General features: G+C 40.7%; 13 protein-coding genes. 8 read left to right on the top strand and 5 right to left on the bottom strand.

The features are described 5' to 3' along the window. The first annotated feature begins 58 nt into the window (after positions 1-58). Positions 59-673, top strand: a complete 615-nt coding sequence (locus tag V7K41_RS21705) for a CAAD domain-containing protein (protein WP_334851515.1) — start codon at positions 59-61, stop codon at positions 671-673. 527 nt (positions 674-1,200) lie between these two features. Continuing rightward, complete coding sequence (locus V7K41_RS21700) at positions 1,201-1,518, top strand: hypothetical protein (protein WP_334851513.1); 318 nt, start codon at positions 1,201-1,203, stop codon at positions 1,516-1,518. A 1,291-nt stretch (positions 1,519-2,809) separates the two neighbouring features. Here the strand turns inward: V7K41_RS21700 and V7K41_RS21695 are convergent. After that, entirely contained in the window at positions 2,810-3,073 is a 264-nt protein-coding gene (locus tag V7K41_RS21695) for a hypothetical protein (protein ID WP_334851511.1), read from the bottom strand. A 1,061-nt stretch (positions 3,074-4,134) separates the two neighbouring features. Between V7K41_RS21695 and V7K41_RS21690 the strand changes: the two genes are divergently transcribed. The 4 genes from V7K41_RS21690 to V7K41_RS21675 all read left to right on the top strand — a co-directional run bounded on the left by V7K41_RS21690 (position 4,135) and on the right by V7K41_RS21675 (position 6,838). Continuing rightward, complete coding sequence (locus tag V7K41_RS21690) at positions 4,135-5,154, top strand: RNA polymerase sigma factor, RpoD/SigA family (RefSeq protein WP_334851509.1); 1,020 nt, start codon at positions 4,135-4,137, stop codon at positions 5,152-5,154. Between the two features lie 114 nt (positions 5,155-5,268). Beyond that, entirely contained in the window at positions 5,269-5,763 is a 495-nt protein-coding gene (locus V7K41_RS21685) for an ureidoglycolate lyase (protein ID WP_334851507.1), read from the top strand. Positions 5,764-6,190: 427 nt separating this feature from the next. Beyond that, the gene (locus V7K41_RS21680; RefSeq protein ID WP_334851505.1) at positions 6,191-6,538 is read left to right on the top strand and encodes a translation initiation factor; all 348 of its coding nucleotides are present in this window, start codon (positions 6,191-6,193) and stop codon (positions 6,536-6,538) included. Positions 6,539-6,679: 141 nt separating this feature from the next. Next, complete coding sequence (locus V7K41_RS21675) at positions 6,680-6,838, top strand: YqaE/Pmp3 family membrane protein (RefSeq protein ID WP_334851504.1); 159 nt, start codon at positions 6,680-6,682, stop codon at positions 6,836-6,838. 438 nt (positions 6,839-7,276) lie between these two features. Here V7K41_RS21675 and V7K41_RS21670 read toward each other — a convergent pair whose 3' ends face one another. The 4 genes from V7K41_RS21670 to lpdA all read right to left on the bottom strand — a co-directional run bounded on the left by V7K41_RS21670 (position 7,277) and on the right by lpdA (position 10,967). Beyond that, positions 7,277-7,939 carry a carbonic anhydrase gene (locus V7K41_RS21670; protein ID WP_334851502.1) on the bottom strand — a complete coding sequence of 221 codons (663 nt, stop codon included), beginning with the start codon at positions 7,937-7,939 and terminating at the stop codon, positions 7,277-7,279. A gap of 117 nt (positions 7,940-8,056) precedes the next feature. Next, positions 8,057-8,308, bottom strand: coding sequence for a DUF5340 domain-containing protein (locus tag V7K41_RS21665; protein ID WP_104907996.1), 252 nt, complete (start codon positions 8,306-8,308; stop codon positions 8,057-8,059). 240 nt (positions 8,309-8,548) lie between these two features. Next, a complete protein-coding gene (gene trpC / locus V7K41_RS21660; RefSeq protein ID WP_334851501.1) occupies positions 8,549-9,439 on the bottom strand; it encodes an indole-3-glycerol phosphate synthase TrpC in 891 nt (296 codons plus the stop codon). A 97-nt stretch (positions 9,440-9,536) separates the two neighbouring features. Further along, positions 9,537-10,967, bottom strand: a complete 1,431-nt coding sequence (lpdA, locus tag V7K41_RS21655; RefSeq protein ID WP_334851499.1) for a dihydrolipoyl dehydrogenase — start codon at positions 10,965-10,967, stop codon at positions 9,537-9,539. Between the two features lie 749 nt (positions 10,968-11,716). Between lpdA and V7K41_RS21650 the strand changes: the two genes are divergently transcribed. Together V7K41_RS21650 and V7K41_RS21645 are read left to right on the top strand one after the other, a co-directional pair. Next, positions 11,717-13,492: an SWIM zinc finger family protein gene (locus V7K41_RS21650; protein ID WP_334851527.1), complete on the top strand. Its 1,776-nt coding sequence runs from the start codon at positions 11,717-11,719 to the stop codon at positions 13,490-13,492. A gap of 473 nt (positions 13,493-13,965) precedes the next feature. Then, on the top strand, positions 13,966-15,711 hold the full coding sequence (locus V7K41_RS21645) for a ShlB/FhaC/HecB family hemolysin secretion/activation protein (protein ID WP_442943244.1): 1,746 nt from the start codon (positions 13,966-13,968) through the stop codon (positions 15,709-15,711). The last annotated feature ends 254 nt before the right edge of the window (positions 15,712-15,965 follow it).

Genomic DNA, 15,965 nt, shown 5'->3' with positions numbered 1-15,965 from the left:
CTTTGAAGGTGCGGTGAATATGGCGCGGGATATGTACAATGCCATCTATTCCCCTCTGATGAAATTGGCTCAATTTGATATCCGTGGTGAGCAAATGCAAACTGTTATCCCTGAAGAAAATAGGAAACTTATAGAAAGCGAAGTACAACAATCGAAATCTGCTGATATTACATCAACCGAACCTATCACAGCACTTGAAAGTTCAAATTTTGATACTCAGCCATTGCTACTACCTGCTGATAAACCATTAGCTCTGGAGAGCGAAGTACAACAATTGAAATCTTTTGATATTACATCAACCGAACCTATCACAGCACTTGAAAGTTCAAATTTTGATACTCAACCATTACCTCAATGGCAGCAATTTGGCAGTAAATTTTCTGCATTTTTAGAGCAATTGCCTAAATATTTCGGTACATTTTCTACTGAATACCAGCTGCCAATTATTTGTTTTGCCACAATTCTTGCAGCGACTGTGGCAGTTAAGCTGATTATAGCTGTATTAAATGTACTAAATGAAATTCCGCAGTTAAATCTAGTTTTTGAGTTGACTGGAATTGGTTATATAACTTGGTTTTGTTTCCGATATCTTCTCAAAGCTTCTACTCGGCAAGAATTAGCTGCACAAATTAGTTTTATCCAAAAAGAAATTGTTGAGGGACAAGATTCATAAGCTGCTATGCTTGTACATTTGCTTTCTTTCATAGTGAAAGAAAGCACAAAGCAAACGAACGCATTCATGCTACCTAAAAGCTTTTGCAACAAACTTACTTATGAAAGTTGACTTTGGTGTAACTGTTACTGATGGGAGCAAAACACCGCCTTGGCTTTCCCAGTTCATTACTTGACCAGGGTCAACAGCTTTACTCTGTTGCGATCGCTATAATCGATGACGTGGTGGCATTGAGCATCGGGCTTGGCTGAGTCTAGCGATCGCCTCCAGAATTATCGCAAAACCGAGATCACTACACCCAATACAGTTCGGATAAGCACTATGAACTTTCCTTGTGGTCTGGGAAATGGTTTTGGGGTAAGGGGGAAAGGATGTATTTAAAACCAATACCTTTCCCCTTTAACCAAACTGTATTGTCACTACACCCAAAATGCTATTTAGGCTAATCGGATTTTTTCACTAGTCGATAAGGTAGCAGCAAATTTGTATTCTTTTGCAAAGCCAACACAACCAAAGGAGTAACCCCAATGACTGAATACCAAGACTTCATAGTAAACGCTTCTAAATTGATTGAGCAGGACGCTGACGCTAACTGGCTATTTCGCTACATCGGCGATGGACTTACCGAGCACGGATTCAGCACTAAGATGTCTGAAACTTATGCCGCACTCGTCATCGGGCAAGAGTTCTTCAATCCCAGTGAAAGTGATTTTACCTCTTATATCAGCAATGTACGGTCAGCGTTCCCACAGGTGAGTCCTGAAGGTCACGACACACTGCTAGAAGTAACTAGTAAATACGTTCAAGACTACTATCACCCACAAGTAGATATACAAGAACTGTAGTCAGCAGAAAGCCCCTTTAGAGGCTTTCAAGACCATTCGTTAGTTTGTGGAAGGATTAGATGGTATATCTGATCTTGCCTTTACGCCTTGCAGCCGCGCCTAAGTGCAAATTTTGTAGAGATTTCGGATTGATTTTTTGCTCTTTCCTTTTCCGATTGTGTGCATGATTTATGATGTGCGTAATCTCATCAAGATAAAAAATTCTTTAGTTAAAGTTTTGATAAAGTCAGCATTTAATTACGTAGTTGAATTGATTTTCTCCAACCAAGTTGGTATGATAGCTTCAATCTAAAATATAACCACGAATAAAAAATATGCCATAGATACTGATGAATAATTCATAAATTTTAAATGCTCAGATCAAGGACTGTTTAAGTATTAGTTAAGCTGCTCCACATTAATTGACAAGCATATATATGGTTCTGTTAGCTGTTGAGTGTTAACACTCAACAAATCTCACAAGGAACTATGCAATAAATATGTGTTTTAGCTTGCCAAAAATGAGAAAGTAATTTTCTCCTTATATTACTAAGTTTTGATATAGGAACTTTTTTAACAATAGATAGCTAATTCTTGGTAGTGTGATTTATCTAGATAATTTACGCTCAAACATGGATGAAATATTTATGCTAGAATGTTTACCGAACCCACCAGTAGGTTGTGCGTGCGATCGTAGATAGCCCAGAGATAGTAGCTTAAGGATACACGCGGACACTAGGAAAACACCATGCTGAAGCTGACGCATTTAAACAGATTCAAGGCCAAGCTTTCAACTTCTTGAAAATGTATGTAACTCTTGAACCTTGTTCTTTCCATGTACGCACACCTGCATGTGCTTTAGCGATCGCTGAAGATCGTCGGATACATGAAATATATGTATCTATACTCGAGCCAGACCCCCGCAATAATGGTAAAGGATTAGACATTCTTAAGAATTGCAGGAAAGATAATTAATGTCGGGTTATGCGCCAATGAGGTGAATGCTTTTCTTAACCAATATCTACTAAGGTGATCGTTGAAGAGTTAGATTAAAACTTTAATATAGTACGATTTTTCCAAAAATCTTTGCAATAAGCCAATCATCTGTATAAATTCACAACTATGCTGTTGTGTCAACTTTAAGTTGAAACTAGTAAGCAAGAAAGCTGTGAGATGTTGCTTAATTAGTAGTCTTAGACTATTTCCGACTTATCTAAAAAGTGGGAATGTTGTTCTTCAAGCTATGGTCCATAACAATCAACTAAGCACCCTTACACAAAAATCTTTTCGCTTTAATATCAAGTCCGGTTAATCACTTATGATTACCGCATCTGTGCAAAAATCCCAAAAGCCTCTTTCCCCCTGCCCCCTGCTCCCAGCAAGAACTGCGGTCTAAATGATAAGTCTTTACCCGGACATGATATAAGAGGATATTAGGGCGATCGCGGGTGTTGCTGTCTTGCCAAGTATTATCCTTGATGTTAGTGTTACCACTGTTAGTACTTTTAGTCCATAAAATGTCTCTAGGAGTAATCAAGTTGATAATACCGCATCCAGTGCAGATGTCTGCGTCCAATTATGACACAAGTGCAATTGTCACAGATATCTGCGTTTTTTTGGTCATCCTAAATCTTAGGAAAGAGATACAGCAGTTTTCGTTTGGATGAAGTACAAAGTCACTAGTTTTGAGGCAGGAGGCAGGAGGCAGTTATGCTGGAGGGAGAAGAATAATTTAATTTTTGAGTCCTCGGTTTTGTACCTCACGCTTGTTGCAAACTGCTGTATGAGTAAGAATGAATGTAGAGATGTAGTAGTGCTACGTACGTCTGTGCAAGTGTTCTGGATACTGCATAATTAATTTTACCAGACACCCAATTACTAAGTATTTGACCAGATTCTTAAAGAAAACTGTTATTAAAAAAGGAGAGCAGGAGAAGTTCTTTTTTTCATGTTTAACGATCGTTTGCTATACACCTGACTTGATATGATTGGATTGCCTTACAAAAACATGAGATAAAAAATGGATATTTTATATTTAATAAGTTTTTATTTAATGAGATTATATTTCCTGATAAGCAGACTAAAAATACTTCAACAAATGAACTTTTTGTGATATTTTAAGAGTCGATATTAATAATTTCACTCTTAGATAATGATGAAATCGTTGCTCGGTGTTTTTTACTTTCTTCACTAATGGCATTGGATAACTAAACTCAATTTAATTGTTAATTCTATTTTAGAGTATGCAAAAATCAATGATAAAGGAATGTAATTACTTCAAAGGATATGCGAATAATACTTTAGATAATTGATTTGCGAGTGGCGATGATGTTATTATTAAAGGGTGGGTTGATTTTGGGTTTATTATCTCCAACAATTAACTTGTAATGTATCATAGACCAGAATTCATCAGTGTTGCAAATTGATTAGACCTCTTGCATAAATTACAAATTAAGAACCCCACACCGCCAAAGCTACGCTTTGTATCCCCTCCTCGCAAGCGGGAAGGAGATTAAGGAATGGGGTGTTAAGCACTTTTGCAAGATATCTATTGATTAGCAGTGTAAAATGGCTGTGCGTCTGAATATCTAGACTTGATACCAATAAATTGATGAGGTTACAGAGGAGCAAATAACCATGAGCAACTTAACATCTCCACATACCGAAGTTCAAAAAACGAAGAAAAAAAGTTTAGCTGCAGATAAAAAGCCTCGATCTACAGATGATATTGTGCGTAGTTATCTGCAAGAGATCGGGCGTGTAGATTTGTTGACTCGCGAACAAGAGGTTATTTTTGCCCAACAAGTGCAGCAGATGATGAATTTATTGGTAGCTAAGGAAGAATTGGCTGTGAAATTAAACCACGAACCCACACTGCAAGAATGGGCAGAGCGAGTGGAGTTAAGTGTAAAGGTGCTAGAGCAACAGCTAAATTTAGGACACCAGTCCAAGCAAAAAATGATTCAGGCTAATCTCCGGTTAGTGGTAGCTGTGGCAAAGAAATACCAACACCGGAACCTAGAATTTATGGATTTAATTCAAGAAGGTACTTTAGGTTTAGAACGAGGAGTGGATAAATTTGATCCCGCTCTTGGTTACAAGTTTTCTACTTATGCTTACTGGTGGATTCGTCAAGGAATTACACGGGCGATCGCTCAACAAGGACGTACAATTCGTTTACCTATCCACGTCTTTGAGAAACTGAACAAAATTAAACGCGTGCAGCGAGAATTATCTCAACAGTTGGGTCGCGTTCCTACTACTGCTGAAATTGCTACTGCCTTATCTTTAACACCTAGCCAAGTTCGAGAGTGTTTGTACTTAGCCCGTCAACCCTTCTCTCTAGAGGCACGAGTTGGTGAACAACAAGATACAGAATTGCAAGACATATTGGAGGATGATGGTCCTTCTCCTGAAGATTATGCCGTTGAAGAATCTCTCCACCAAGACTTACAAGACTTATTGGCAAAGCTGTCTCCCCAGCAGCGAGAAATATTAACCCTGCGCTTTGGTCTAACGGATGGGTATGAACTTTCTTTAGCACAGATTGGCGATCGCATGGGTATTAGTCGAGAACGCGTGCGTCAGATAGAACAAAAAGCTCTCAGTCTCCTCCGACGCCAAAAGGAACAAGTACGTAGTTATCTAGCTAGTTGAGGTTATTTTTCATAATTTAGGGCATTGAAACTCAGGAGATCGCTATAATGGCTGTATAAAATTCAGTTATTCTGGGGGAAAATAAACCTAAGTAATGTCTCTTAAGGATTTGATATGAGTACACCAAAGACAGTGCAACAATTGCAGGTACAATGGGTGACTTCTGAAAACTTTAGGCGTTATGGACAGGTAATTTTTGCAAGTCTTGATGGCAAAACTTACGATGGGGAAGATGCCCAGTTAAACCTGCAAAACGGAATTCCACGATTTTATGTTATGCGGTTGGAGAAGATAGGGCGAAAGTTCAGCAAAATTACTCGCCATGTGCAATGCACTCAATGTCTGGGTTCTTTGGAAGGGAAGGATTGGTTAATTGCAGTTTGTCCTCCTCATAATAATGTGAATGAACCAGCATTAGAAGAGATTGCTGCTTTCCGCATTCCGGGGAATTGTTTTATCAAGCTACATGAGGGTACTTGGCACGCTGGCCCCCATTTTGACCATGAAGCTGTAGATTTTTATAATTTGGAACTAGCTGATACAAATATGGTGGATCATTTCACCCATGATTTTCTCAAGAGTCATCAATTAGAGTTTGAGATGGTTTAGGTAATCCCTCTTTTGTTACTTTAGGAAGAGAAAAATTAGGAAATTATTCAACTAGCAAGAGGAAAATTGACCGGATAAGCCCGAAAATCATTCATGAAGTCGATTAATTTAAAAAAGCAACGTTTCTATACCAGGAATGTTAAATACTGTTAGCCAAGGTCGAATTAAACAGTAACAAATATAGGGTTGAATAATCAATCTCAGGTTATTCAAAGCACTATGTTTAATTATAGATATAGACAAGCAATTTCCTGAATCAGTTCAACCATTTAAATCTATTTTCCACAGAAGGAAAAATTAGTTCAAGTATTACGCCAGTTTGGTTATTATGTATGGATTGTCTAATGTTAGCCTAGAATTGATATCCCAGCAGAATAGTTGCGTAAAAGTTTCCACTGCCTTTGAAATTTTCTTAAACATTCATTTTATGTCTTCTTCCAATTCTCAATCTTCTGACAAAAGCTTTGTCTACCGCGAATTCGGCAACGACAACTCCGCCGCCACAGAAAGACCAATTCCAGAACTGCCCCCACAACAACAAAATCTTAAAGTACAAGCTTCCCGCAAAGGACGCAAAGGCAAAACTGTTACAGTCGTTAGCGGTTTTCAAGCCAAATCGGAAACATTAGCAGATTTAGTGAAGCAATTGAAAACCCAGTGTGGGACAGGTGGGACACTTAAAGACAACGAAATTGAAATTCAGGGCGAACACAAACAGAAAATTGTCGAGATTTTGACCAAGCTAGGTTACAAAGCCAAAATTAGCGGTGGCTAATCTTGAGTGCGGTTTACCGTATCTAAACCGCGATCTAGATTAAGAGAGGGAATGTTATCTTTGAGAGGTACAAATATGCTTGAACAATGGTAAATTAGTTTACCGACAAGCTGTCTTTTCTGAGATAAATAGGAGGTTTAAATGGATTTAATTCGGATTCTGTGTGCCATTTTTCTGCCGCCTTTGGGAGTTTTTTTACAAGTAGGTTTTGGTATAGACTTTTGGATTAATATACTTTTGACACTGTTTGGTTACATTCCTGGGATTATTCATGCAATATGGATAATTGCTAAGAAATAATTTTTTGTATAAGTAGGTTAAGCGTACCAATATCTGTGTTAGTGATTCTTATAGAGGCAATTCATGAATTGCTTCTATAAAAAAGTTCATGAAATTAACTATTTTGTATTCGTAAGTTTAATTAAACAAAAATCTCTAACAATACTACTTTATTTTTGAAATATACATAGACACTGCCCAATCAAACCTGATATATCAATAAAAGTTGTAAAAACAATATTTATAAAGTCTCTAATATAATACTATTTCTTTGTGAGGCTGCGCCAAATTTTCTTTCTTACTTTGTGTCCTTTCCTTTTCTGACGAGACGCTGCGCGAATGCGCCTTACCCTGCGGTCAGCCGCTTTGCGTCTATGCGGTTCGTTCCTTATATAATTTGGCGCATCTTTATACAGAATTGGTATCAGCTTATGTGTGGCGGAAAATACCGAATTAACTCTAAGTTTTTAACATGGCATAGAGTCTAAACTCTAGAAGCAAGGGGCAGAAGTGCAATTGCCATTGCACAGTTGGAACGTTTAAATCTTTGATTAAGCCAGTGCGTATATCTAGTATCCAGCCATGAACCATAGGCGCTTTTCGCTCATAAAGTACCTGACGCATAATGGAAGTTTGGTAAATATTTTTCACTTGCGCTACAACATTGATTTCTGCCAAGCGATTCAGACGTTCTTCCCTTGTTGGCAAGGCATCAATTTCTTCTTGTTTCTCTAAATATAGTTCCCGAATCGGATTTACCCAGTTATCAAGAATTCCAATAGTTCTCCCTTCTAAAGCTGTCTTAATTCCTCCGCAATCGTAGTGACCACAAACGATAATGTGTTCCACCTTCAGGTGTAAAATTGCGTATTCTAAAATGGCTAAAAAGTTTATATCCGTTAGAGAGACTTGATTGGCAATATTACGATGTACAAATAACTCTCCTGGTTCTGTACGGGTAAACTTTGTTAATGCTAGACGACTATCAGAACACCCAATGTATAGAAAAGGTGGTGTTTGTCCACTAGATAATTCTTGAAAGTAAGTTGGATCTAGAGCTAGCTTTTCGGCAACCCAAGCCTGATTATTTCTGAGGAGTTCATCAATGCTGTTGTATTTCATCTTTTGTCAAATTCGAGAGAGAATCTCATCAATATTTTATTTTAACCGATCTACAGTTTTGCCTAAATCAAGATGAACTTTTTCAGAACTAAAATTTTATAAAGATGACAATTTTTTTCAATCGGGGGCAACAACTTTGCTACCGTTATGATGGTTGATTGACCAACGGTGATCGATAGTTACAGAGGAAAACTCGCAAATTTCTTCTAGTCGCTTTTGCTGTACAGCAGCTTTACGGAGAGTAATAATTAGCTGATTCACCTGATGCCGTAAATCTGGGTTATCATTTACTGCTAACATAGTTTGTCTTTCTAAGAGTTGAAGTATAAGTTCGTAGTGAATAGGCGAAGGTAGAGGAATTTGCTCCATGAAGTTAAATTTTGATTTCATATTTGGGATTTTGTATTAGTCACAGTTTGTTTTTTGTTAATAAATTGTTACATAACAAATAACTAGTTACTTATGGCTTTGATTTGATTAGCAATGAAGATTTGGCAAAGATATTGATGATATTTGATGGCAAAGTGCTGCGTGTGTACGCATAGTGTGCCCAATTGTTCAACTCTTTTGTGCAGCCCTGCACATTTTAGGGCAGGTGGGGTGTTTCTTTCAAAAATTCCTCGGTAATATACGGGCGATCGCAGCGCCAGGATCTGGTTGTTTTACCAAAGATTCTCCAATGAGTACAGCGGATGCACCTGCTGTTAGCACCAAACTCAAATCCTCTGGGTTGTGTAGTCCTGATTCGCTGACAACTAGGATGTTTTTCTCTTGCAATTGACTACCCCTTGCAGCCAAAAGTTGGCAAGTAGTTTGCAGATCGACAGAGAAATCTTCCAAATTGCGATTATTGATTCCTACCAAGGAGACTCCATCTAAGGCTAACACGCGGTCAAGTTCTGCCAAGCTATGGACTTCAATCAAGGCTGCCATTTTCAGGTTGTTAGCAATTTTGAGGAAATATTTCAAATCTTGATCGCTCAGGATAGCTGCAATCAACAAAATAGCGTCTGCACCCTGAACTCGCGCCAAGTATATCTGGTAAGCATAAATCACAAATTCTTTACATAGTAGGGGCAAATCTACGGCAGCGCGAATATTGGCTAAGTTATCAAAGCTGCCTTGAAAGAACTTGGTATCTGTGAGTACAGAAAGACAACTAGCACCACCTTGCTGATAAGAAAGGGCGATCGCTACTGGGTCAAAATCTTCTCGTAAAACGCCTTTACTGGGAGAAGCTTTTTTGACTTCGGCAATCAATGCTGGTTTTGTCTTACCTTGGCGCAAGGCGGCAACAAAATCACGGGTTGGCGATGCAGTGAGTACCTGCTTAAGCAATTGCTGCAAAGGAACCTTTTCCCGCATTTGGTCATATTCTACTTCTTTCTGCCAGACAATTTCTTCCAAAATGTTGTTTGGTGCAGCATCAGGTACGGCAGCCTGATAACGCAATATCGATACATTAATAGCTGGGTTAGGTGAACGACGACGGATTTGCATAATTAGTCATTAGTCAGTGGTCATTAGTCAGTGGTCATTAGTCAGTGGTCATTTGTCCTTGTTTATTAACAAAGGACAAATGACAAAGGACAAATGACTAAATTGCGATCGCGCGTTTATAAGCTTCGTCCAAGACTTCCGAGAGTGTCGGGTGGGCGTGAACTAGATGTGCGAGACTTTGGACAGATTGACGGCTTGCGATCGCAGCTGACGCTTCATGAATCAAGTCTGAGGCGTGCAGTCCGAAAATGTGGACTCCTAAGACTTCTCCGGTGTCTTTGCGATATATCACCTTGGCAATACCGTCGGCTTCATTTTCTGCCAACGCTTTGGAATTTCCTTTGAAGTAACTCCTACTGGTGGCGATTTCAAACCCTTCGGCTTGTCCTAACTCCTTAGCTGCTGTTTCTGTTAAGCCTACATAACTGACTTCTGGATGGGTAAATGCCGCTGCGGGGATGCTGCGATAGTCTGCTATTCTTTCCCTCCCAACTATATTTTCTACCGCGATGATGCCTTGAGCAGAAGCCGCATGTGCCAACATTATCTTCCCATTAGCGTCGCCAATTGCCCACAAATGCGGCACTATTTCACCTGTTGATAGCACTGCCATGCGATCGTCAACTGGGATAAAATTGCGCCGATCGAGTTCCACACCCACAGACTCTAAACCAAGATTTTTGGTCGCCGGGATGCGTCCTGTAGCCACCAAGCAAGCATCTACTTCGATGACATCTATATCTTCCTTGGTTTTAAAATCTGCTAACTCAATCACCACGGGTGAACCGGGAATAACTTTTTTGGCGTATATCCCCACTTTTGTTTCAATATCGCGGGGAGTAATTAGCACCCGTTCAGCAAGTTTGGCAATGTCGCGGTCAAATCCTGGCATTAACTGATCGAGGGCTTCAATTAAGGTGATTTCACAACCCAAAGCTGAGTAAATATCAGAAAATTCCAAGCCGATGTAACCACTGCCAATAATTGCTACCCACTCTGGTAGTGATTCCAACTTCACACCTTGGTCGCTGGTAAAGACAGTTTTGCCGTCTATTTCAATTCCTGGAGGCACAAAAGGAATTGAACCTGGCGAAAGGATGATGTCTTTGGCTGTGATGGTTTTTTCACCACCGTCTCCGGTAATAGAGACTTTTTGCGTCCCAGCGATTTTTCCCCAACCCCTGATGATATCGACTCCTAGACGTTTGAGGCTGTTGGTTAAGTCGCCTTGAATTTTCGAGACGAGATTATTAGCATGATTAGCGATCGCTTGGCGATCGAATTCCACGCTACCAATTTGAATTCCCAGTGACTTGAGGTGGTGGGCATTGCGTAACTCCCGCACACGTCCAGATGCTGCCAGTAGCGCTTTAGAAGGAATACAGCCCCGATTAACACAGGTTCCTCCCATATCAGCAGCTTCAATAATTGCTGTTTTCAAACCACAACTTACGGCGTGTAAGGCTGCGCCATGTCCGCCTACACCAGCGCCGATAATTACTAAATCGTAATCATATCCTTGACTCACGTTAGTTTCCCCGTGTGCTTCGCCTATTTATTCTCAACTTGACTCGACAATCAGCGCAACCCTTTTAACAGTTATCAGTTATCAGTTTTATCGCTGAACTCTAAATCCCTCACCTTACATTATCCTGACTATTTACTGTTGACTGTTCACTGATTTCAGGTTCGGATATTGCTAACTCAAATTATGATTCACTCACTTCTGGCGAAAATATGGATATTTTCATTATATGGGTTGGTTTTCCTAGAAAAGCGACAAGAAATTAAGTGAGTATTTGCAGGGTAATGAAGCTGATTTCAGTTCTGAGCTAGTTACAGCTATTTTCAGGTAAATAGACCACGCGGTAGGGGCACAGCAATGCTCATTGGTGTCAACTTCAGCCGAAAACTATATTAGACAGGCGTTTTGTAAATCCCTCACGCCTTCATCCCCTAACCCCTTCTCCCAAGGGAGAAGGGGAATTGAATGTCTAGCTCCCCTCTCTCTTGGGAGAGGGGCTGGGGGTGAGGGCAAAATGTTTTCACCAAGCGGGTTTAGCGTTAAGTTGACACGTATGAGCATTGCTGTGCCCTTACGACAGATGTGCTTCAAATACATGAAAACTGCTGTAATAAATAGAAATTGCAGTCTCATCTAGACTCCCATTACCCCTCATCTTCAGAGGAAGCCACACCTTTTTCTTTACAGCGCGTTAGCGTAACACTAAGCTGGATTTAAGATTGATCCAGAAGATTTACGCAGGCGATCGCTCGATGTCTATTCCCCAAATTAGTGAATTTACTATCCGCCGTCATGCCAACGCCAAATCTTTCCAGCGGGGCGAGGCATATTATAACGCTGGTGCTGTTAATACCGTTATCCAACGTGGTCATCTGCTTCAGGCAGATGTTGTAGGCACCGAAGCTAGAGCTTATCATGTCAACCTGAATTTCGATAGCAGTGGGTTAACCTCAGTAAAATGCACCTGTGCCTACGACTATGAAGGGTGGTGCAAACACATTGTAGCGATGATGCTCGTTTGTGCGCGTAACTCAGAAAAAATTGAGCAGCGCCCCACCCTTGAAGAACTACTAAATCGCCTGGATCGTATCGAAACTCAAAGGCTGCTGCAAGAGTTGGTAGCAGAATACCCCCCCCTAATTGAGGCGATTGACCGTCATGTAAGTTGGATGACGAATCCTGCTGACAACCAAACAACCATAAAATTCGTGCGCCGCAATACTCTCGATCCCGCTCCGTTTCGGCGGCAAGTACGGCAGATTCTCAAGGATACTGTGCGCTACTTTGAGGAAGGATACGAAGAAGACCCGATTGGTGAAGATTTGCTAAGTGTAGTGCAAACTGCGGTAAATTTTAGCGAACGGGGAGAAGGTGAAAATGCGATCGCTATTTTGTCAGCGATTACCTCTACCTGTGTCGAAAATTGGGATGATGTTGCCGAATACGGTGCTGAAAACGATGAAATTGTCAGCGAATTAAATAATGCTTGGTGTGAGGCAATTCTAATTGCCGAACTTACTCCAGAAGAAAAAGTTGATATTCAAATAAATTTAGAAGCTTGGCAGGATGAGTGGAATGCTGATTTTGGTCTAGTTATGGAGGCTTTACGCCAAGGTTGGGATTATCCGCCGCTGGTACAAGTTCTCCAAGGTAACATTACTGAAAGGGGAGCTTGGGAAGAAGACGTACCAGATTATGCTGATGATTTGGCATTAATTCGCCTGAAAATTCTCGAACGTCAAGAACGTTATCAAGAATACCTGTATTTGGCAGAAGCGGAAGGGCAAACCCAGCAATATCTGACAATGTTGGGGCGTTTAGGCAGGGTGGAAGAAGCAATTGATGCTGCTCAAACCCAGATGAACTCAATGGAAGAAGCCTTTGCCCTAGCGAAAACACTCAGTGTTCAGGGGGCATTACAGCAAGCACTAGATATAGCCGAGAGTGGATTAAATTTAGCAGGTAATTGTCAGTACGAATTGGGAATTTGGACAAGTGATTTAGCTATTGAGTTGGGTAATAGTGAAGCTGCTTTATTAGCAATCAAGGCGGCTTTTCAAGTAAAGCCCTCCTTTGTAGACTACCAAAGGATGGCAGAATTGGCTGGGGAAAACTGGGAAAGTGTCAAAACAGACCTGCTGAGAATTGTTCGTACTTATAATGGTTGGGGAACAGAATCAGCCAAGGTGGATATATTCTTGCATGAAGGGCTAATTGATGATGCAATTGCGATCGCTAGTGAACTAAGTTCCGATCGTTCAGAGTTAATTCACCGAGTTATGGATGCTGCTATCCCTCATAATCCTGGTTGGGTGATTGCCAATGCTCGTCGCCGTGCCGAAAAGATTATGGATGCAGGTAAAGCCGAATACTACTATTACGCGGTTGAATGGTTGAAAAAGGCGCGTAATGCCTATCTAGAATCTGGGAAGAAAGCTGACTGGTTGAGCTATCGGGAAAACTTGATGCAAATCCACGCTCGGAAACGTAAATTGATGGGAATGTTTAAGGAAAGTGGTATGGAGTGAAGAATGAGATATAGGAGGACTGAAAATGACGTAGGCACAATACCTTTCTCTTAACAAAGACGCTACGCTAACGGGAAACCTTCGACTACATGAATTTTACCTAGCAAGGATTTTGGGCAACGCATAATTGCTTTCACAAGATACAGGAGTTAGCAAGTAACTGAGGTATAAAATGCAGGACTCACGCATCAAATATAAAGAGTTCCTACCTCCTGCCTCAAAATCCATAGCTTTGTACTTCATACAAAAGAAAACTGCTGTATCCGATTGATACTTTTAAGTCTGCAATAGCGAGATGATTTAGCTTTTAAATTGAGATTTGCTCAAGATATCAATTTTAGCGACAAAAGATGAAGTAAGATTCACATCTAAAGCAGTCCCCGTATAATCCCATAGTTTTTGACAAAAAATAGTCCAATGCGATGATTGATAAATATCCCCAAAATCTGATAATGCCCTGTTTCCCGCTGAGTATGCTTCTATTACTGGGCAGTACATCTTTAAGTCCACTCAAAGCTCAGGCTGTTGATACTACAAAATTACCAACTAGTAATTTCATCCTAGCACAACAAATTCCACCACCACAGGATATCCAACCACCCACCACACCTTCACCACTTCCCTCACCGGAAGTGCCACAGCCACTCCCCCCACCAGCAGAACTATTTCCACCCTCTGCCCCAACTCCCACACTTGAAGAACCACCCTCTGGCAACTTTCCTGAAACTATTGTTGTTGAGCGGTTTGAAGTTATTGGTAGTACAGTCTTCAGTGCCAAAGAGTTAGCCCAAGCTACTGCTGAATTTACCAAACGACCAATCTCACAGACTGAATTGTTTCAAGCACGTTCTAAAATCACTGAGCTATACGTTAAAAATGGTTATATTACTTCTGGAGCCTTGATTCCACCCCAAACAATCCAATCGGGTGTTGTGAAAATTCAGGTGGTGGAAGGTAAATTAGAAGATATCCAGGTAACTGGGACTCGGCGGTTGAATCGAAATTATATCCGCAGCCGACTAGCGATCGCCACATCACCACCTCTGAATCGCCAGCGTCTACTAGAGGCACTGCAACTTTTGCAACTTAATCCTTTGATTAAAAACGTGACTGCTGAACTCTCAGCAGGATCGCAAACGGGTACGAGTCTTTTGGAAGTTAAAATCAGTGAGGCAAAAACCTTTAGTGGTCAAATAGTTCTTGATAATGGGCGATCGCCCAGTGTTGGCAGTTTCCGACGCGGGTTAAGATTGAATGAAGCCAACTTACTTGGATTGGGAGATGGTCTGAGTTTAGGCTACACCAATACTGATGGTAGCAACTCCTTTGATGCTAGTTACACATTGCCTCTCAATCCTCGCAATGGAACTGTTAGCTTTAACTATGGCATTACGTCGAGTCATGTGATTGAGCCTCCTTTCGACTTTTTAGATATCGATTCGGCTTCTCGCTACTACGAACTGACATTTCGCCAACCAATAATCCAAACTCCGACACAAGAATTCGCTTTGGGGTTAACAGCTTCCCGACGCGAAAGTGATATCTCCTCCTTTTTACAGAGAGAAGGGGTTCCAGCCTCTGAACTTTCGCCCGGAGCTGATGAAGAGGGACGCACTAGGGTATCTGCGTTGCGATTTTTTCAAGAATGGACGAGTCGTAACAGTCGGGAAGTCATCGCCCTACGCTCTCAATTCAGTTTGGGGATAGATGTGTTGAATGCCACGGTTAATCAAGATGCTCCTGATAGCCGTTTTTTTGCTTGGCAAGGGCAAGCGCAGTGGGCACGCCTTTTAGCTCCTGAAACCTTACTATTACTTCGTTTGAATACGCAACTTGCATCTAGAGCACTTTTGCCTATAGAGCAATTTGGCTTAGGTGGCCAAGATAGCATTCGCGGCTACCGTCAAGATTATCTGCTGACGGATAATGGTACTTTTGTTTCTGGGGAAGTTCAAGTCCCAATTCTGCGCTTACCCCAGATAAATAGCACATTACAAGTTGTCCCGTTTGTGGATTTTGGTGTTGGCTGGAACAGTTCTGGTAGAAATAATCCCGACCCTAATACTTTAGCCTCTGTTGGTCTGGGGTTGCGTTGGGCACAGGGCGATCGCTTAATCGTTCGTTTGGACTGGGGCATTCCTTTAATATCTGTTGACTCAAATGAGAGAACATTACAAGAAAACGGTCTGTATTTTAGTTTACTCTATAATCCTTTTTAACGGCTGTCCATGTCCACCCTATTAAGAATTGAGGGTGGACATGGACAGTAGTCAACGATCAAAAAACTATAAGTCTCTAAATTTTTATAAAAAAGACCCTGGGTTATGATTCCAGGGTGCATACACGTTTTTCAGGCATTAATAGTTTGAATAATAACTTTGTAAAATAGTTATTTCTACTATCTATAGAATGATACAAAAATAGAATTTAGTTATTCTAGTCTATCAATATATCTACCGTTGGGAGTATACAA

This window comes from Nostoc sp. (genome assembly GCF_036917415.1).
Taxonomy (GTDB): Bacteria; Cyanobacteriota; Cyanobacteriia; order Cyanobacteriales; family Nostocaceae; genus Nostoc.
The sequence above is the reverse complement of the archived record's forward strand: the minus strand, read 5'-3'. Positions and strand labels throughout refer to the sequence as shown.